Annotated in this window: 30 protein-coding genes; 27 read left to right on the top strand and 3 right to left on the bottom strand. The window is 61.0% G+C overall.

Translation table 11 applies throughout. The features are described from left to right. Window positions 1-21 precede the first annotated feature (21 nt). On the bottom strand, window positions 22-1,149 hold the full coding sequence (locus AC1Q61_RS07795) for a tyrosine-type recombinase/integrase (RefSeq protein WP_351644541.1): 1,128 nt from the start codon (window positions 1,147-1,149) through the stop codon (window positions 22-24). 114 nt (window positions 1,150-1,263) lie between these two features. Here AC1Q61_RS07795 and AC1Q61_RS07790 point away from each other — a divergent pair, with 114 nt between their 5' ends. Further along, a complete protein-coding gene (locus AC1Q61_RS07790) occupies window positions 1,264-1,476 on the top strand; it encodes a hypothetical protein (protein WP_256082737.1) in 213 nt (70 codons plus the stop codon). Here the strand turns inward: AC1Q61_RS07790 and AC1Q61_RS07785 are convergent. Further along, window positions 1,444-1,656 carry a helix-turn-helix domain-containing protein gene (locus tag AC1Q61_RS07785; protein WP_353802425.1) on the bottom strand — a complete coding sequence of 71 codons (213 nt, stop codon included), beginning with the start codon at window positions 1,654-1,656 and terminating at the stop codon, window positions 1,444-1,446. The genes AC1Q61_RS07790 and AC1Q61_RS07785 overlap by 33 nt on opposite strands. Before the next feature lie 137 nt (window positions 1,657-1,793). On the opposite strand from AC1Q61_RS07785, the gene AC1Q61_RS07780 reads away from it, so the two are divergent. The 21 genes from AC1Q61_RS07780 to AC1Q61_RS07680 all read left to right on the top strand — a co-directional run bounded on the left by AC1Q61_RS07780 (window position 1,794) and on the right by AC1Q61_RS07680 (window position 11,819). Next, window positions 1,794-2,030: a helix-turn-helix domain-containing protein gene (locus tag AC1Q61_RS07780; protein ID WP_492650865.1), complete on the top strand. Its 237-nt coding sequence runs from the start codon at window positions 1,794-1,796 to the stop codon at window positions 2,028-2,030. Continuing rightward, window positions 2,027-2,257: a hypothetical protein gene (locus AC1Q61_RS07775; RefSeq protein ID WP_256082736.1), complete on the top strand. Its 231-nt coding sequence runs from the start codon at window positions 2,027-2,029 to the stop codon at window positions 2,255-2,257. Before AC1Q61_RS07780 ends, AC1Q61_RS07775 begins: the two co-directional genes overlap by 4 nt. Before the next feature lie 61 nt (window positions 2,258-2,318). Next, window positions 2,319-2,891 (top strand): hypothetical protein, encoded by a 573-nt coding sequence (locus AC1Q61_RS07770; RefSeq protein ID WP_492650864.1) that lies wholly within the window; start codon window positions 2,319-2,321, stop codon window positions 2,889-2,891. Beyond that, a complete protein-coding gene (locus AC1Q61_RS07765) occupies window positions 2,888-3,652 on the top strand; it encodes a BRO family protein (RefSeq protein ID WP_492650863.1) in 765 nt (254 codons plus the stop codon). Before AC1Q61_RS07770 ends, AC1Q61_RS07765 begins: the two co-directional genes overlap by 4 nt. Next, the gene (locus AC1Q61_RS07760; RefSeq protein WP_228232175.1) at window positions 3,649-3,867 is read left to right on the top strand and encodes a hypothetical protein; all 219 of its coding nucleotides are present in this window, start codon (window positions 3,649-3,651) and stop codon (window positions 3,865-3,867) included. Before AC1Q61_RS07765 ends, AC1Q61_RS07760 begins: the two co-directional genes overlap by 4 nt. A 118-nt stretch (window positions 3,868-3,985) precedes the next feature. After that, entirely contained in the window at window positions 3,986-4,222 is a 237-nt protein-coding gene (locus AC1Q61_RS07755; protein WP_492650862.1) for a hypothetical protein, read from the top strand. Further along, entirely contained in the window at window positions 4,219-4,527 is a 309-nt protein-coding gene (locus AC1Q61_RS07750) for a hypothetical protein (RefSeq protein ID WP_492650861.1), read from the top strand. Before AC1Q61_RS07755 ends, AC1Q61_RS07750 begins: the two co-directional genes overlap by 4 nt. Continuing rightward, entirely contained in the window at window positions 4,524-4,718 is a 195-nt protein-coding gene (locus tag AC1Q61_RS07745; RefSeq protein WP_492650860.1) for a hypothetical protein, read from the top strand. Before AC1Q61_RS07750 ends, AC1Q61_RS07745 begins: the two co-directional genes overlap by 4 nt. Continuing rightward, complete coding sequence (locus AC1Q61_RS07740; RefSeq protein ID WP_492650859.1) at window positions 4,715-5,488, top strand: hypothetical protein; 774 nt, start codon at window positions 4,715-4,717, stop codon at window positions 5,486-5,488. Before AC1Q61_RS07745 ends, AC1Q61_RS07740 begins: the two co-directional genes overlap by 4 nt. Further along, complete coding sequence (locus AC1Q61_RS07735) at window positions 5,485-5,796, top strand: hypothetical protein (protein WP_492650858.1); 312 nt, start codon at window positions 5,485-5,487, stop codon at window positions 5,794-5,796. The genes AC1Q61_RS07740 and AC1Q61_RS07735 overlap by 4 nt, the downstream gene beginning before the upstream one ends. Further along, window positions 5,793-5,984, top strand: a complete 192-nt coding sequence (locus tag AC1Q61_RS07730) for a hypothetical protein (protein WP_492650857.1) — start codon at window positions 5,793-5,795, stop codon at window positions 5,982-5,984. The genes AC1Q61_RS07735 and AC1Q61_RS07730 overlap by 4 nt, the downstream gene beginning before the upstream one ends. Beyond that, window positions 5,981-6,235, top strand: a complete 255-nt coding sequence (locus tag AC1Q61_RS07725; RefSeq protein WP_492650856.1) for a glutaredoxin domain-containing protein — start codon at window positions 5,981-5,983, stop codon at window positions 6,233-6,235. Before AC1Q61_RS07730 ends, AC1Q61_RS07725 begins: the two co-directional genes overlap by 4 nt. Further along, window positions 6,232-7,140, top strand: coding sequence for a YqaJ viral recombinase family protein (locus AC1Q61_RS07720; RefSeq protein WP_492650855.1), 909 nt, complete (start codon window positions 6,232-6,234; stop codon window positions 7,138-7,140). The genes AC1Q61_RS07725 and AC1Q61_RS07720 overlap by 4 nt, the downstream gene beginning before the upstream one ends. Further along, window positions 7,137-8,027, top strand: a complete 891-nt coding sequence (locus tag AC1Q61_RS07715) for a hypothetical protein (RefSeq protein ID WP_492650854.1) — start codon at window positions 7,137-7,139, stop codon at window positions 8,025-8,027. The genes AC1Q61_RS07720 and AC1Q61_RS07715 overlap by 4 nt, the downstream gene beginning before the upstream one ends. 73 nt (window positions 8,028-8,100) lie before the next feature. After that, complete coding sequence (locus AC1Q61_RS07710; protein ID WP_095971184.1) at window positions 8,101-8,355, top strand: WhiB family transcriptional regulator; 255 nt, start codon at window positions 8,101-8,103, stop codon at window positions 8,353-8,355. After that, entirely contained in the window at window positions 8,355-8,714 is a 360-nt protein-coding gene (locus AC1Q61_RS07705; RefSeq protein WP_317826254.1) for a hypothetical protein, read from the top strand. The genes AC1Q61_RS07710 and AC1Q61_RS07705 overlap by 1 nt, the downstream gene beginning before the upstream one ends. 259 nt (window positions 8,715-8,973) lie before the next feature. Then, window positions 8,974-9,585 (top strand): hypothetical protein, encoded by a 612-nt coding sequence (locus tag AC1Q61_RS07700; RefSeq protein WP_492650853.1) that lies wholly within the window; start codon window positions 8,974-8,976, stop codon window positions 9,583-9,585. Further along, window positions 9,582-9,953, top strand: a complete 372-nt coding sequence (locus AC1Q61_RS07695; RefSeq protein ID WP_492650852.1) for a RusA family crossover junction endodeoxyribonuclease — start codon at window positions 9,582-9,584, stop codon at window positions 9,951-9,953. Before AC1Q61_RS07700 ends, AC1Q61_RS07695 begins: the two co-directional genes overlap by 4 nt. Beyond that, window positions 9,950-10,147, top strand: a complete 198-nt coding sequence (locus AC1Q61_RS07690; protein WP_492650851.1) for a hypothetical protein — start codon at window positions 9,950-9,952, stop codon at window positions 10,145-10,147. The genes AC1Q61_RS07695 and AC1Q61_RS07690 overlap by 4 nt, the downstream gene beginning before the upstream one ends. After that, the gene (locus tag AC1Q61_RS07685; RefSeq protein WP_492650850.1) at window positions 10,144-11,148 is read left to right on the top strand and encodes a hypothetical protein; all 1,005 of its coding nucleotides are present in this window, start codon (window positions 10,144-10,146) and stop codon (window positions 11,146-11,148) included. The genes AC1Q61_RS07690 and AC1Q61_RS07685 overlap by 4 nt, the downstream gene beginning before the upstream one ends. A 2-nt stretch (window positions 11,149-11,150) precedes the next feature. Next, window positions 11,151-11,819 carry a DNA cytosine methyltransferase gene (locus AC1Q61_RS07680; RefSeq protein ID WP_492650849.1) on the top strand — a complete coding sequence of 223 codons (669 nt, stop codon included), beginning with the start codon at window positions 11,151-11,153 and terminating at the stop codon, window positions 11,817-11,819. Here AC1Q61_RS07680 and AC1Q61_RS07675 read toward each other — a convergent pair. Then, window positions 11,795-12,022 (bottom strand): hypothetical protein, encoded by a 228-nt coding sequence (locus tag AC1Q61_RS07675; RefSeq protein WP_492650848.1) that lies wholly within the window; start codon window positions 12,020-12,022, stop codon window positions 11,795-11,797. The two genes, AC1Q61_RS07680 and AC1Q61_RS07675, sit on opposite strands and share 25 nt — an antisense overlap. A gap of 223 nt (window positions 12,023-12,245) precedes the next feature. Between AC1Q61_RS07675 and AC1Q61_RS07670 the strand changes: the two genes are divergently transcribed. The 5 genes from AC1Q61_RS07670 to AC1Q61_RS07650 all read left to right on the top strand — a co-directional run bounded on the left by AC1Q61_RS07670 (window position 12,246) and on the right by AC1Q61_RS07650 (window position 14,347). Then, window positions 12,246-12,584 carry a hypothetical protein gene (locus tag AC1Q61_RS07670; protein WP_492650847.1) on the top strand — a complete coding sequence of 113 codons (339 nt, stop codon included), beginning with the start codon at window positions 12,246-12,248 and terminating at the stop codon, window positions 12,582-12,584. Window positions 12,585-12,779: 195 nt separating this feature from the next. Next, window positions 12,780-13,058 carry a hypothetical protein gene (locus AC1Q61_RS07665; RefSeq protein WP_492654882.1) on the top strand — a complete coding sequence of 93 codons (279 nt, stop codon included), beginning with the start codon at window positions 12,780-12,782 and terminating at the stop codon, window positions 13,056-13,058. Window positions 13,059-13,344: 286 nt separating this feature from the next. Continuing rightward, on the top strand, window positions 13,345-13,617 hold the full coding sequence (locus AC1Q61_RS07660) for a hypothetical protein (RefSeq protein ID WP_492651416.1): 273 nt from the start codon (window positions 13,345-13,347) through the stop codon (window positions 13,615-13,617). Next, window positions 13,614-13,889 (top strand): hypothetical protein, encoded by a 276-nt coding sequence (locus tag AC1Q61_RS07655; RefSeq protein WP_492651417.1) that lies wholly within the window; start codon window positions 13,614-13,616, stop codon window positions 13,887-13,889. The genes AC1Q61_RS07660 and AC1Q61_RS07655 overlap by 4 nt, the downstream gene beginning before the upstream one ends. Then, window positions 13,886-14,347, top strand: a complete 462-nt coding sequence (locus AC1Q61_RS07650) for a hypothetical protein (RefSeq protein WP_492651418.1) — start codon at window positions 13,886-13,888, stop codon at window positions 14,345-14,347. The genes AC1Q61_RS07655 and AC1Q61_RS07650 overlap by 4 nt, the downstream gene beginning before the upstream one ends. Window positions 14,348-14,375: the final 28 nt, after the last annotated feature.

The raw sequence follows: 14,375 nt of genomic DNA, 5'->3' as shown, positions 1-14,375 counted from the left end.
AGCGGACAGTTTTCGGACAGCCTACGAATTGATGACGGCCAGTCGAGCCCGGTCCAGCGCGCTCGCGACGGTATCCAGATCGTCGTCAAACAGTTCTGCGTACACGTCCAAAGTGAGCGCCGCGGACTCGTGACCGAGCATCCTTTGCACAGCCTTCACGTTTGCGCCCGCTGAGATCGCCAGTGACGCCGCGGTGTGCCGAAGGTCGTGCGGAGTGATCGTCGGGAGCTCTGCAGCCTCTACGGCTCGGATGAACCACCCGCGTGGCGTCTTCGGCCTGCGCATGAAATCGCCGTCCGGTCCCGAGAAGACCAGCGCCTCGCGACCCTTCCCGACGCACTGCTTCGAGAGCTCGTCGACGAGGAATGCGGGGATGGGGATCGAGCGGGGCTTGTTCGACTTCGGCGTCCCCACGACGATCTCCGATCCAACCTCTACGGCGTTCCGGTTGACGCTCACGCGCCGGCGCAGAAGGTCGAGGTCGCCAACTTGCAGTCCGATAGCCTCACCCCATCGGAGGCCGCAGTACGCCAGGAACAGGACGAGGGTCGACCATTCCCCGGCACTATCGGCCAGTGAGGCGACTTGAGCGTGTGTCAGATAGATCTTCCGCTTCGCAACTTTCCGCGGGAGGTTGTCTACATCGCGAGCCTTGTTCGCGAGGATCTTCCGGTCTCGGACCGCCCGGTCGAGCAAACCGGACAGAACAGCGTGCGCACGGATCACCGTCGTCGCGCTCGCGGCCTTCTTGATGATCACTTCCGGATTGGCTGGGTCTCTCTGATCGGTGACTAGGTCCGTGATCCAGTCCTCAACCATCGTGACTTCGATGTCCGCAATTCGCACGGTTCCCCACTCGGGCTTTACGTGAACCCTCCACGCCGATTCGAGCGGCTTGTAGGCCGAGGCCTTCAGCTTCGCCTTCTTGGTGTCGAGCCACGGTTGCGCCAAAGATTCGATTGTCAGCTTCCCGTGCTTCGGGTCCACGAACTCGCCGTCGAGCTTCCTGACCTCGATGCGATTGGCGAAACTCTCGGCCGCAGGCTTGCTAGGAAAGCCTGCTTTGGATCCTTGGGAGCCGTCTGGCTTCATGTACCGAACCTTGTACCGCAGGCCCGACTTCGTGTCGTACGACTTGATGGTTGCCATCGACGACTCCTTTCAAGAAACGGACCAATAGCGGACCGATGTCGCCGTTGTGTGCGAACATATGTTCGAACTGTTCGAGGTTCGAATGGTAGGGAAGATCCAAAGGCGGGGTAAATGACAATTGAGGCGGAGCTGCACCGAGCAGTAGTTGTTGATCGATCCATCAGTCTCGAGCGCGTAGCGGGACTGACAAAGCGATCGGCACAACAGGTGCGGCAGCAGATCCTTGGAGAGCGCGAGTTCTCGGTGTCCGAGATCGTGGTGATCGCTCACGCTCTCCAGTTGGACTGGAAGCTACTGATCCAGTCTTGCAATAGCGCGACCTAGCAACTCAGGTATCTGCTCGCCGAAGACTTCACAGATCGCCCCCATTTGAGCCATGTCCGCGGGACGCTCACCATTCTCAAGGCGCTGGATAGTCTTTGAACTCAGGCCCGTCTTCGTGGCCAATGCTTCCCTGCTGAGGTTCATTCGCGCGCGAGCTGCTCTAATCTCGTCGCCGATCATCCTGTTCAGCTGTTCTATATCCATAGGTCATATTAGACCACATTTAGGACCGAAAAGAAACTTCTTTGTCCCGTATGGACCAAGGCGCGTAATCCCATGCTTGACATTTGGTCCGTATGGGCCTTAATCTGGTCCACATGGTCCCAATCAACGAACTCACCGCAGCGGCCGTGCGAGACGCCAAAAAGGCAGCCGGCGCGACCATTGAATCTCTGTCAGACGCCACCGGAATCCCGACATCGACCCTGAAGCGTCGCCTGAACGGGCAGGTCTCGTTTGGCCTCGATCAGATCGTACTGATCGCGATCGCACTCAATGTTCCTTTCGAACAACTCATCCCGACTTCAGACGCCCTCACTCGGAGCGCGGCATGAGCGCCGAGATTCCGCAGACCCCGAAGCAGATTGCGCACCTGCTCGGCTGGCAGGGGCCGGGCACGTACACAAGTCCGTCATACGACGCAGTCGTGATTGCTTGCCAGCGAGGCGAACTCAAGGCCAGGCAGACCGGCAGTCGCAAGAGTCGGTGGCTGATTCTTCCGTCCGACGCGATCGCTTGGCGATCTGGCGTCAAACCTCAAAGGCTCCGGCGCACCGCATGAAAAAGCCGCCATCTGCGCGAACAGATGACGGCCCGTCGATCACCTCTGGAAAAGGAATCTAATGACTGAGATTACCGCACAATCCCTCGCTTACGATGGCACGCATGTCGTCATGAGCAGGGAACTGGCGAAGTCTGGCGACCTACTCGGTATCGGAAGCTTGAGCTTCCAAAGCAAGGATACGACGCTCGAGCTTCGCAATCGTGTCAACCAATCGCGGAATGACATAGGCGGGCAAGACCTCAGCCCTCGGCTCGCCGCCCTCTCGGATCGACGCAAGCAGGTCGGACTTGATGAAGTGCGTGACGGGAGTGGACTCATCGACGGGCCATGCCTCGATGATCGAAAGCAGCTGGTCAGTCTCTATGTCGCTCACAATTCTTCTCCTTCTGTTGTTGATGCTGGCGCTCACAGCGTAGGAGATGGGCCCGTCGCCGGGGATGCTTCGGCTACCCCGGCGTCCGAGGTCACTGACCCGCACATCTCGGCTCGCTACGACGCACCGCTCAATGCGATTGCCATGAGTGTCGGCGGCACCGATGACCTCTACTTCGACCGAGACGCAACTTTCCTTCTCATCGACGAGCTGCGCGCAGCACTCCACGATCAGGCCAAGAATGGCGGCCTCGCATGAGCATCGAACGCTTCAGCTACGAGTCCACCGAGATCCGGACCGCCGACATCGACGGCAAGCGTTGGGCGGTTGCCCTCGACATCTGTCAGGCGCTCGACATCAAGGATGTGCGAACCGCGGTCGAACGACTCGACGAAGCTGATCGGGTTTTAACCCCAATCAGGTCGGGCGGACAGAACCGCAACATGTGGGTCGTGTCCGAGGATGGCGCAACAGATCTCGTCCTCGACTCCCGCAAGCCCGAAGCTCGCCGCTTCCGTCGCTTCTTGACTCACGAGGTGTGGCCCGCAATTCGGGACACCGGCACCTACTCCGCGGCGCCGGCGCTTACCGATGACGAGCTGATCCATCAGGCGCTCTCGATCTCAGCCACCCGCGTGGCTGCACTCACTGAGCGCGTGGCAGAGCTTGAGCCGAAGGCGGAGTACGTCGACATCTTCGTGGCAGGCAGTGACGTCATGTCGTTCCGCACGGTGGCTTCGACGCTCGATATCAGCGAAGGCTGGCTTCGCCGAGAACTGATCGACCGTAAATGGATCTACGTCGAGGAAACGTCTCGCTGGTCCAACTCGAAGGGCTGCAAGATTCCGGTCCGCCGTTACTCGGAGCGCTCGGACAAGAAGGCGTACTTCCAGCGATGCGAAACTCACGAAGCCCCGCGGTTCCGAGGCGAGGTCATGCACACACTCAAGATCACTGCCGAAGGTGCGCAGGCGATCTCACGGATGGTGCCGCGGTGGATGAAGGAGAGCGCAGCATGATCGCCACCACCGCAATGCAGCGTCAGCTCGCCGAGTCCGCGGTGCGGTCGCTGTTCGACGCCGAGGACGCCCGACTTGCGGCGCAACACAATCTCGATTGCCCGACCGGTCCGCGTACCGACGAGGAGGAGACGGCCGCGATGCTCGCACTGATCGAAGCTGGCAACGATTACATCTCCGCGCTCGGCGCCCTCCGAGCCGCTATCCCGATGTAACCCAATGACTCCGGTGGCGTCACCACTGTAGGACCGTGCCGGTCCAGATGGCCGGCAACCCGACGCCACCGGTCCAAACTTCCCAAACTCCCATTTCTCCTGCGAAGGACATTTTGCGATGACGCATACCCAAAACACCCCACCAGACAACGCAACTGACTCGAAGATCGCCGACTTCTGGGTCGACCACCAGGCAGCGCAGACCGCTGACGATGACCTGATTCTGCAGACTGCCGACGACGCACGCGAGGAACTCGTGAAGGACGTGCGCAGCGGACTCGTCGTCCTCGTCGTCGCATTCCTCCTCGGTGCCGCGTTCGGCATCATCGGCTGGCTGGCACTGGTGACGGCATGAGCAAAACGATCACGATTCACTACCAGAGCCCGGCAAACGATCACCTGAAAGTTCCTCGACCGCACCATATTCAGATCATTGACGGACGGTTCGTCGTCAAGGGTGGCGAGCTTGGGGTTGTGGACGTCCTCGGCATCGGCCGCATCGTCGGATACGACGAGGAATCGTTCGTTGACCCGGACGAACTGTTTGACGACGCTTTCAATCCCTCGGACTTTCGCGGTTGGTTCGCATCGTTCGTGAGTGAAGTCGACGGAATGTTCACCTACGACCTGCCGATCGATCAGATCGAGGTCCGGCCGTGAGCGACCACATCCACACCACCGAATGCACGAAATCCGGGCAGCCCTGCAACGGACGCGGCGCTCCATGCCGCCAGCCGCACGGCACACGAACAGATCTCACCTGCGCCAAGCTCGCCGGCCATGTCGGCAACCACGAGGGCTGGGGCAACGCAATGAAGCGAATCGAATGGACCACGGAGGCAACAGCATGAGCACTACATTTGGAATCGGCCGCGGCGACTTCGCCCGAGCTCTCAACACCGCGCTGAAGTTCGCGGGCAAAGACGACACGATCCCCATGATCTGCGGTCTTGATCTGTCGATCCATGACGGCAAGTTGGCGGTCGTCGGAACGGACAGGTATCGCGTCGGCGCAATCCGAATGGACGTGAAGGAGCTCACCGGAGGAAGCGGTCGACTTGGCTTCCTGGGTCGCGATGCTGTTGCCAAACTGCTCAAAGTAGTTCAGGGCGGCACCGCAGGGCAGAAGCGCGAACCGTTGATGGTTCGAGTCGAACTCGGAATCTTCGAAGTTGTGGACGTCGACAACACTCGAATCGCACTGCATCTACAGGGCAGCGAGTTTCCTCGAATGGACAAGATCCTGTCCACCACATTGGGCGACGAGGCGACCTGTGGAACATTCCACATCAACCCTGATTTCCTGGCGGACTTCAGGTTCGCGAAATGGAATTCCGGCGACTCGATGCGCGTTCATGCGGTCTCGCCTCACAAGCCGCTTCTTGTGACCATCGGCGATTATTTCCTCGGCATCCAGATGCTCATTCGCGGCAATCCGATCGAGTTCGACGAGTTCATCGCACCATGGCTTGACCTGTTGTCGCCCGAGTCACCGACGATCGCACCGCGAAAGAAGGCTCCCGCCAAGGCTGCAGCTAAGTCACCGGCAAAACGTGCTCCCACGAAAAGGGTCGCAGCTAAGAGGGCTCCCGTAAAGCGTGCATCCAAGGCGGCGAAGTGACTGACCCGCTGCAGGATCCGGTCAACAGCCTGAGCTGGTACGAGCAGGAGATCGGCGAGCAGGTCGACCACGCGTACGACCGTCTCGTCGCGGACTGTGTCGAGCACTTCCCTGAGCGTGCGCCGGCGCAACCGGTGAAGCACTACATCACATGGAAATGCGAGACCTGCAGCAAATTGCGGTCCGCTCCTTGCGCTCCCAGTTGTGTGTTTGGCGGCCAGTCAGACGCCGCGACATTCAAGCTCGCCCGCATCGAATCCGAACGTCGCGAGGCGTTCGACTCAGCAAGGGATGGAGAGTCGGAATGAGACTCTCCGAAGCCGTCGAGAACGTCGGCAAGCCGGTGATCTACACGCACCCAGCAACTCTCGAAACCGAGCCCGGAATCATCCGCAGCGTCGACAGGGACGGCCGACAACTGGTCAACGTCCAGTATGGCGCCAACATCTGGGCCACTCACCCTGACAACCTCAGACTTGATCGGAGCAGACGATGAACGTCACCGTCCTCACCAAACCTGATTGCGTCCAATGCGATTTCACCAAGACGCATTTCGACAAGCACGGCATCGAGTACGACGTCGTCGACATCACCGTCGACGCGGGCGCCCGTCAGAAGGCGATCGATCTCGGATACTTCTCGGCGCCCGTCGTAATCGTCGAAGCCGATGGGCAGGTCGCGCACTGGTCCGGTTTCAGGCCGGACCGGATCAAGGCCCTCGGCGCGGAAGCGGGGGTGCCGCAGTGACCTCGCGCATCGTCACCGACAAGGCCGAGCCTGGATCGCCCGAGTGGCTCAAGCTGATCACCGCGTCGAAGATCCCGTCCATCCTCGGTATCTCTCGGTTCAAGTCCCAGTTCTCGCTGTGGCACGAGATGGCCGGCAACCTGCCGTCCGAACCGATCGGCACGGCACAGCAGGACGATTTCGACTATGGACACGCCGTCGAGCTCGCAGCGGGGGAGTACTGGCGATTCAAGAACCCCGGCTGGCGACTCTCTCGTGGCGAGGTTCAGTACACCGACGACGGGTTCGAGTTCGGGAACGCAGCAACGATCGACGGCCGAGCATCACGTGGATCACTGCGCCGTATCGCCGAGATCAAAACAGCGCGCGACCTCGCAGAGTGGGGCGACGACGGATCGGGCGAAGTGCCCGCCGACTATGCCGCACAGGTGATCTGGCAGCAGCGGGTCACCGGCTTCACTACCCCCGCGAACATCGTTCTGTGGCCGCAGTACGGCAAGCCGAAGATCTACGTTATCGAGTACAGCGCACAACTCGCCGCGGCGATCGTCGCAGCGGTGCGGAAGTGGAATGCCAGCCTGGCCGCTGGTGAACCACCCGAACTCGACGACACGATCAGCACCTACGAGACCGTCCGTCGACTGCACCCCGAGATCGACGGACGCGAGGTCCAACTCGATCCCGACCTCGCCGCGGACTACCTGACCGCGGTGGCCGACGACAAAGAGATCACGAAGCGACTGCGGGGGTTGAAGACTCGCGTCCTCGACGTCATGGGCAATGCACAGACCGCTGTCGTCATCGATCTCAAGATCGCCACCCGGACACCAGGTCGTGGCGACTCAATCTCACTCCGCTCCAACACCAAGGCCGATCCGGCCACGATCGAAGGAATCTCAGCATGACCAACGAAATCGCTCCCTACAACGCACCTTCTGCAGTCGAGACCCTCGACCCGTCAGACCGCGCGCTCGAGCGCATCGAGAAGCAGGCCCGCGCGATGGTCGCCGCACACCAGCTCGGCAAGGCGCTGGCAGTAACGGCGATGGTCCCCGAGACCTACCAGCAGTACCCGGACGGCAAAAAGGAGAACCCTGCCGCAGCCGACAACGCTACCGCCGCAATCCTGTACGGCGCCGAACTCGGATTCTCGGCAGTCCAGTCCCTGCAGAACATCTTCATCGTGCGCGGCAAGCCCGCGATTTACAGCCGGGCCATGGTCGCTCAGGTCATCGCGGCCGGACACCGAGCGTGGGAGGTGGAAGCCACACCCGAGTCGGTCACGTGGAAGGGTCGCCGCGCAGACACCGGTGACGAGGTCACGTCGACCTGGACCATCGAGCGCGCAAAGGCCGCAGGATTCTTGACCAACAAGCTGTACACGTCACTGCCCGTTGAGATGCTCCGCGCCAAGTGCCAGGCCGAAGTTGCCCGAACCGGATTCCCTGACGTACTTCTCGGCATGTCCCACTCGGTCGAGGATCTGAATCTGCAGCAGCCGGTGCAAGTGAAGTCCGAGCGCGTCACAGCGCCAAAGGGTGGCACCGCCGGCCTCGCTGCAGCGTTGGGAGTTTCCGAGGATCCCGCGGAGGCGACTGACACACCGGCGACCGAGGCGGAGATCGCGCGGCTCGTCGCCGGACTGGCCGAGGGCGGAATTACCGATCCCGAAGAGGCGATCGCCTTCCTTCGTGGACGCACTCGCCCCGAGGTCCAGAAGTCGAAGGACCTCACCAGTGCCGAGGTGGCCGCGGTCCTGGACTTCATGACCAACGGCGAACCCGCCCAGTAATCCCAAATACCGCAACAGATCCGGGCCGCCGCCGAGGTGGTGGCGGCCCGGCTTATGCACAGGAGCTATTCACATGAGTGACGACATCGATTGGCGCGCACGTGCCAAGTGTCGCGATCACGATCCTGAGCTGTGGTTCCCGAACCAGGTCCACAACAAGAAGGCGCGTCGCGAAGCGAGCTTCCCCGCCCGTGCGATCTGCTTCGAATGCCCTGTCCGCGAGGAGTGCCTCGCGTGGGCCATCAAAACGGACGAGCGGTGGGCTATCGCGGGAGGCCGAGACTTCGGCGCCCACAGCAACAAGCATGCGGCCACGAAAGGCAGCTAGTGGGACTCCCATGGGCGCGGTCGGACACCAACCTTCCGACGCACGACAAGATCCTCGACCTCCTGAGCGAGAGCCCGAAAGGCAAGGGCGCAGCGTTCGTTTACGTCTGTTCCTACCTCTACTCGGCCGGAAACGGCACAGATGGGCTCATCAAAAAAGCGGCCCTTCCGTTCATTCACTGCACGCCAGGCGAAGCGAAACTGCTCGTCATTTGTGGGCTTTGGGAAGTGGTTCCCGGTGGTGGATTTCGGATCAAGAACTACGGCAACCGGAACGTCGTTGGGTTCGCTCAGCAGGCATTACACGACACACGAAGCGCAGCAGGCAAGAAGGGAGCGGAAGCAAAATGGGGAAACTGAAGGCACTTTTGCCATATGGCAAAAGCGATGGCAAAACGATGGCAAAACTCGATTTGCCATTCCGATTTGACATTGGCACTACCCTACGTACGAACGTACGGACTTACGTAGATAAATACTCAAGAGAAATCTCTTCTTCTTACGTAAGAGACGCGTGCGAGAAACGACCGAAATTTGCTCGGGGTGTGGTGGATTCGCCGGCGCTTCGCTTGCCGGCATCTGAGTTATCCACAGGGGTTTGCGTTCTCGGCGGTGCCGCATGACACGTGCCATGACGCCCAAGGAATGGTTCGATCGCGATACCGCCGAGCATGAGATGACGATCCTTCACGATGACGGCGTGTACCGACACGTTCGGTTCGCTCAGCCCGGAACCTCGATGATGCACTGGGATCTCGTCACCTGGCCGGGGCACCTGTTCATCGGCGGCGACCTCGAATCGTTCACGTTCTCCCGCGAGCATGACATGTTCGGATTCTTTGCGATGGACCGCGGACGAATCAACCCGCAGTACTGGGCAGAGAAGATCACCAACCGCAGTGTCCAGACCCGCGTCTACGAGTCCGACAAGGCCAAGGCTCAGATCGTCGAAGCGTTCCTCGAACAGCGCCACTGGATGTCCGACCCGGCCGGCCCCGCCTGGCGATCACTGCGCGAAGAGGTGCTCGACGAGTTCACCCTCGGCGACGAGTCCCTGACCCGCGACGCACTCGCTCGATGGAGTTTCACCGACGTGGGCTCGTCCGAAAGGTGGGAGTTCTCGGACACGTGGGAGTGGGATCTTCGCGAGTGGGACTTCCACTACCTGATGGCCTGCCACGCGATCGCCTGGGGCATCCAGAAGTACCGGGCGGCGAAGGCTCAACCGTGATCGCCCGCATCGATCTGCCGTACTCGAAGCCGCCACTGTCGATGAACGATCGCCAGCATTGGGCCGTCAAGGCTCGAATCACGGCAGGGGTTAGGACGAGTACCGCACGACTCGCAAAAGCCGCCAGCGTCCCGACTGGCCTAGCGCACGCAACCGTCACGCTCTGCTACCGACCGAAGGCAAACCGCAAACGAGACGCCGACAACCTCGTCCCCGTCCTCAAAGCCTGCTGCGACGGACTCGTCGACCACGGACTCACCGCCGACGACACACCAGACCTCATGACCAAAGCGATGCCCGTCATCCACCCGGCCGTCAAAGGCCAACCGCCCGCCCTCTGGCTCGAAATCGAATGGAGCACGAAATGAGCGCCACCAACCCCCTCATTCAAACCAAGGCTGAAATCACGAAATACAGCCACATCACGCTCGCTGAACTGCAGCAGTTCGTCGAAGCGACAGCCGACTGGCCGCGCGACACCAAGGTGAAGATCGTGAGCCACGACGGCCAGCGTGACGGCTACTCGATCACGATCAGCGCCACCCTGGGCGGTTCGAAATGATCGACAACGAGCTAGTCGCCCAGATCGCCAAGGCGATCCAAGTGAAAACCGGCGGAAACGTCGAGGGAAAACTTCCCGAGTGGTGGGCAGAGTTCATCGGCATGGTTCTGGCCGAACTCCAGTCCGCCGGCCGTCTCATCCCTGCCGGCGGTATGGCACTCACCGCCGACCAGGTGGAAGACGTGCGGATTGTGCTCAATGCAATCGCGAGCTTCCGCAAGACAGGCAAAGATGCAGCTGCGTCAGCTCACCGTCTCCGCGTCAAGTTTAGGGCAGTAGAACCTGCCGAACACGTTCACGTGTCTTCCACTAGCTACACCAAGGTTGGGGTGTGGACCGTGTCGACATGCAGGACGTGCGGTGCTGTCATCGAACGTGCGACCGCTGACGGAGCGTGGATCGAGAGCGAGGACGATCCCGCCCCTACCGAACCCGCCGAGGCAACTACCAACTCGACGTTGAATGTTCCCGCCCCTGCCGAACTCGCCGAGGAGGAAACGAAAGCGAGGACTGCTGTAACGCAGGATCCGCGACGGTTCGAGGCCGATGAGGAAACACGGAAGGCGCTGGGGTTCCACTATCCGTTCGAGGGTGCGTGGTCCAAGCCCACCCCTGCCGAATCCGCCGAGGAGGCGACGAAAGCGGAGCGCGACAGCGAAGGCATCATCCGCATCAACGGTGGCCGAATTGTCGCACTCAGTTGCGATACCCGAGAGATGGTGCAGCGGTGGTTCGACATCGCGAAGCCTGGCAGCAAGTGGCAGCGAGACTATGCCGCTGCGCTGGATCTGTTCGACCGTGAAGCCGCCTCCTCGCCGGTTGTCCCTGCCCCTACCGAAACCGGACCGTGGCAGACGCTTGCGGAGATTCCTGCGAGTGTCACATGCATCAAGGATCGCGGGCACTGGATCTGGACACGAATCGATGCAGACGAATGGCGTTGTGGCGCACTCACCCAGCCTTCATGCCTCGCCCCGTTCGTTGCGGCCAAGGAGGGGTGAGCATGAGCTACAACATCCTCGACCTTTTCTCCTGCGCTGGTGGCGCTGCCCGCGGATACCAAAACGCCGGCTTCCACGTCACAGGCGTCGACATCGACCCCCAACCCAACTACGCCGGAGACACATTCATCCAAGGTGACGCACTCGAATACCTCGCCGCGCACGGACACGAGTACGACGCCGTACACGGCTCCCCGCCATGCCAGGCATCATGCACCCTCATCAAAGGCAACCAGAAAGCAACTGCCGGCAACCACATCAACCTGATCCCTGCCACACGTGCGGCGTTCGCGGAACTCGCGGTGCCGACGATCATCGAAAACGTCCAAGGCTCCGACCTCCGACGCGACCTCACCCTGTGCGGGGAAATGTTCGAGCTCGGCGTGATCCGGCACCGCTACTTCGAGGTCACTGGTTTCGAGGTCACACAACCGGCGCATCGGAAGCATCGCGGCCGGGTTAGAGGGTGGAGGCATGGGACCTATTACGACGGACCATATGTCGCCCCCTACGGCAAGGGGGGAGGCAAGGGGACGCTCGACGAGTGGCGTGAGGCAATGGAGGTTCCGTGGATGGAAACTCATCAGGAGATCACTGAATGCATCCCCCCAAAATTCACCGAGCTCATCGGACGTCAGTTGATGGCTCAGCTTGTGGGGGTGGCGGCGTGACTGGGGTGGATGTTGAGCACACGAAAGCGCTGACGGACGCTGAGATTGATGCCGACCTGGTTGGTGACGGCGGCATGTACTTCGAACCCGATGCCGGCTATCCCGAGTATGGGAACGACACAGTCCGGTGGGCGTACCGGCTGGGTGTTGATGCGGGAGGTGCTGCGGTGCCCGCCCTGGTTGCGGCTGTCGAGCGAGTCCAAGCACTGCACAGTCCGTGGCCACCGCCATCCCTCCAAACCTATTGCCGCACCTGCGCGCACCCCATGCCATGCCCCACCCGACAAGCACTGGAGACACCGAAGTGAAGAAACTCATCTGCCGACTGTTCGGCCACCGATTCAACAACCACCCCACTGACGGGATCCTGATACAGGGTGCGCCGAAATCGTTCTGCCTTCGTTGCCTCTCATGGGTGGAGGCAGCATGAGCGCCGAGAAGAACCTCACAAGCAGCCCGTCCGCCAACAAGCCGGTCTATTGCGGTGTCGGATCGTGCGACAACCTGCCCGGTCATGACGGAATCCACAGGTGCCGTTGCGGAAAGCCCGTCGACGAACCCGCACCGCACTGCGCATGGCACCGAGCGCCCGAGGTCAGTGAGAACAAGACCGAGTGGGGTGTGCGATTCCCTGCCGGAACGGTCGAAGCATTCCCGAGCGAGGCCGAAGCGCGTCGATTCGCGATCTGCACAACGAATCTTCGTCCTGACCTTCCGACGCTTGTGGTCCGCAAAGTCGTCACTGACTGGGAGGTGTCGGCGTGACCGCGCCTGATCCGGGGTTGACCGACCTGACACCGCTCGAGATGGCGGAAGACCTGAATAGGCAAGCGTCGGACCTCAGGGTGATAGCCGCTCACCTCGAAGCCACGGCACGCAAGATATGCCCACCGTGCGGGCACTGGCTAGACGGACACAGCTATCGCAAATGTGGACAACCGAAGGGGCATGGAGGGAACTGTGGCTGACAATCTGGCCGACCTGACCGACCTCATCGCAGCGGCGTTGGGCGACAAGATCATGCACACCAACGGTTCAGGTGATCGGAACCGTGCCTACGCCGCGCATGTGGCGTTGGTGGTGGAGCAGCACACCAACGGGCGGATCACGGAACTCGAAGCAGTGGTCGTCAGGGTGAAAGAACTTGCCGCTAGACGGCGCGAAAGTTCCTCGACGTTCTACACATCCGACCATCAAACTGCTCGCGACATCGACGCAGCTTTGGAAGGGGAATCATGAGCGAGGCATGCAAGAACTGCGGATGCACGATCGTGCGCATCAACTACGCACTCGGACCTCGATGGGTGCACACACTCCCTGGCGGTCGATATGACATGGAACCGGGAGCCATGCACGCGCCTTACGAAAGGTGCCGCGCAAGTACAGTTGCCAAGCCTTCTGAGGAGTCGTTGTGAGTGGGATCCGATCACAGGCCACACCCGCGAGGAGAGGTGGGCGGGAAGGGCTCGCCGGGTCGATAAGCGGCTTCGGCAAGTCCTTCCTAGGCGAGTTCGAAGAAGTCGATATGCAGGCACTCACAGGGCCTTTCGACAAAATGGCCGACTATCTCGCCGATCACCTAATTGACGATCTTGGTTGGTCGAAGCCTCGCACGGTGAACAGCGCGGCCGAGTTGGATGCGCTGCCAGTTGGTTCGGTGGTGCACTCCGCTGCCGGCACTATCGCAGCGAAACTCGACCGAACCGAGGGTGTGGTATTCGGCATTCACCGATCATTCCAATGGAGTGGGCTCGCCCTCCCCGCGACCATCCTCTTCACTCCGGGGGATGCGGGATGAGCCGGGCGGAGGTTCGCACAGATGAACATGTCACCTGGTACACAGTCGACGAAAACGGCAAAGACTACGCCCGCGGGGCAACGCGAGAAGAGGCAATCGCCTCGCACATGCAAGCAATGAGCGACATCGCGGAAGCCATCGCCGAGATCGAAGCGCTCAGCAAGAAATCGAGAGTGCAGCAGGTCGCCCCGCCAATCGGGGTCCGCCGAGTGCGAACAACGACCACAACTGTCACCGAGGAATTTGAGACCGAAAGGTTGTGTAAGGGATGAGCGCGTGGACGGATATGGGCGCCGGCGTGCACTGCGCGCCATCAGGAGTTCTCTACATCGACGGGCGGCCGTACGAGATGGTCGGAGTACCGCGATTCACCTCCACGTCGGAGGGTGTCGATCAATTTGAGATGACCGTCGTGCCGAAGGAGTTCTCGGTCTCGTTCACGATCGAACGCCCGAATGGGGCAGCGGAGTGGCCTGGCGGTAAACCGCCGGAATGGCTGCAGGCCGAGGCATACGAGCACGCGCACGCCTTCGCGAGTGAGTTGTCGGAGTCGAGTGGGATTCCACTGGAGGAGTGCGTGCAGGCGGTGCTGAATGCGATGTCGCCGAGGAAGTCGCAGCCGACGAAGGTAAGCCCAGTCCCGAAACCAAATGCGACACCGCCGATGTGGGTTCGAGATCCGGCGAAAACACGAAGGACCGCGTACGGGCCGACAAGGAGGGTCAAGTGAAATAGGTTGTGGCGCAATGTAACTGAGT

It is taken from the genome of Rhodococcus sp. MPR-R1B (assembly GCF_058793255.1).
The sequence above is the reverse complement of the archived record's forward strand: the minus strand, read 5'-3'. Positions and strand labels throughout refer to the sequence as shown.

What these genes read in the sequence shown, in the direction of transcription:
- AC1Q61_RS07690 (WP_492650851.1), top strand. Translation starts at nt 9,950, where the DNA reads ATGAGCGCCACCAACCCCCTCATTCAAACCAAGGCTGAAATCACGAAA.
- AC1Q61_RS07760 (WP_228232175.1), top strand. Translation starts at nt 3,649, where the DNA reads ATGATCGCCACCACCGCAATGCAGCGTCAGCTCGCCGAGTCCGCGGTG.
- AC1Q61_RS07775 (WP_256082736.1), top strand. Translation starts at nt 2,027, where the DNA reads ATGAGCGCCGAGATTCCGCAGACCCCGAAGCAGATTGCGCACCTGCTC.
- AC1Q61_RS07725 (WP_492650856.1), top strand. Translation starts at nt 5,981, where the DNA reads ATGAACGTCACCGTCCTCACCAAACCTGATTGCGTCCAATGCGATTTC.
- AC1Q61_RS07750 (WP_492650861.1), top strand. Translation starts at nt 4,219, where the DNA reads ATGAGCAAAACGATCACGATTCACTACCAGAGCCCGGCAAACGATCAC.
- AC1Q61_RS07785 (WP_353802425.1), bottom strand. Translation starts at nt 1,656, where the DNA reads ATGATCGGCGACGAGATTAGAGCAGCTCGCGCGCGAATGAACCTCAGC.
- AC1Q61_RS07715 (WP_492650854.1), top strand. Translation starts at nt 7,137, where the DNA reads ATGACCAACGAAATCGCTCCCTACAACGCACCTTCTGCAGTCGAGACC.
- AC1Q61_RS07740 (WP_492650859.1), top strand. Translation starts at nt 4,715, where the DNA reads ATGAGCACTACATTTGGAATCGGCCGCGGCGACTTCGCCCGAGCTCTC.
- AC1Q61_RS07765 (WP_492650863.1), top strand. Translation starts at nt 2,888, where the DNA reads ATGAGCATCGAACGCTTCAGCTACGAGTCCACCGAGATCCGGACCGCC.
- AC1Q61_RS07795 (WP_351644541.1), bottom strand. Translation starts at nt 1,149, where the DNA reads ATGGCAACCATCAAGTCGTACGACACGAAGTCGGGCCTGCGGTACAAG.
- AC1Q61_RS07670 (WP_492650847.1), top strand. Translation starts at nt 12,246, where the DNA reads ATGAGCGCCGAGAAGAACCTCACAAGCAGCCCGTCCGCCAACAAGCCG.
- AC1Q61_RS07755 (WP_492650862.1), top strand. Translation starts at nt 3,986, where the DNA reads ATGACGCATACCCAAAACACCCCACCAGACAACGCAACTGACTCGAAG.
- AC1Q61_RS07685 (WP_492650850.1), top strand. Translation starts at nt 10,144, where the DNA reads ATGATCGACAACGAGCTAGTCGCCCAGATCGCCAAGGCGATCCAAGTG.
- AC1Q61_RS07780 (WP_492650865.1), top strand. Translation starts at nt 1,794, where the DNA reads ATGGTCCCAATCAACGAACTCACCGCAGCGGCCGTGCGAGACGCCAAA.
- AC1Q61_RS07730 (WP_492650857.1), top strand. Translation starts at nt 5,793, where the DNA reads ATGAGACTCTCCGAAGCCGTCGAGAACGTCGGCAAGCCGGTGATCTAC.
- AC1Q61_RS07700 (WP_492650853.1), top strand. Translation starts at nt 8,974, where the DNA reads ATGACACGTGCCATGACGCCCAAGGAATGGTTCGATCGCGATACCGCC.
- AC1Q61_RS07770 (WP_492650864.1), top strand. Translation starts at nt 2,319, where the DNA reads ATGACTGAGATTACCGCACAATCCCTCGCTTACGATGGCACGCATGTC.
- AC1Q61_RS07660 (WP_492651416.1), top strand. Translation starts at nt 13,345, where the DNA reads ATGCAGGCACTCACAGGGCCTTTCGACAAAATGGCCGACTATCTCGCC.
- AC1Q61_RS07710 (WP_095971184.1), top strand. Translation starts at nt 8,101, where the DNA reads ATGAGTGACGACATCGATTGGCGCGCACGTGCCAAGTGTCGCGATCAC.
- AC1Q61_RS07650 (WP_492651418.1), top strand. Translation starts at nt 13,886, where the DNA reads ATGAGCGCGTGGACGGATATGGGCGCCGGCGTGCACTGCGCGCCATCA.
- AC1Q61_RS07655 (WP_492651417.1), top strand. Translation starts at nt 13,614, where the DNA reads ATGAGCCGGGCGGAGGTTCGCACAGATGAACATGTCACCTGGTACACA.
- AC1Q61_RS07680 (WP_492650849.1), top strand. Translation starts at nt 11,151, where the DNA reads ATGAGCTACAACATCCTCGACCTTTTCTCCTGCGCTGGTGGCGCTGCC.
- AC1Q61_RS07790 (WP_256082737.1), top strand. Translation starts at nt 1,264, where the DNA reads ATGACAATTGAGGCGGAGCTGCACCGAGCAGTAGTTGTTGATCGATCC.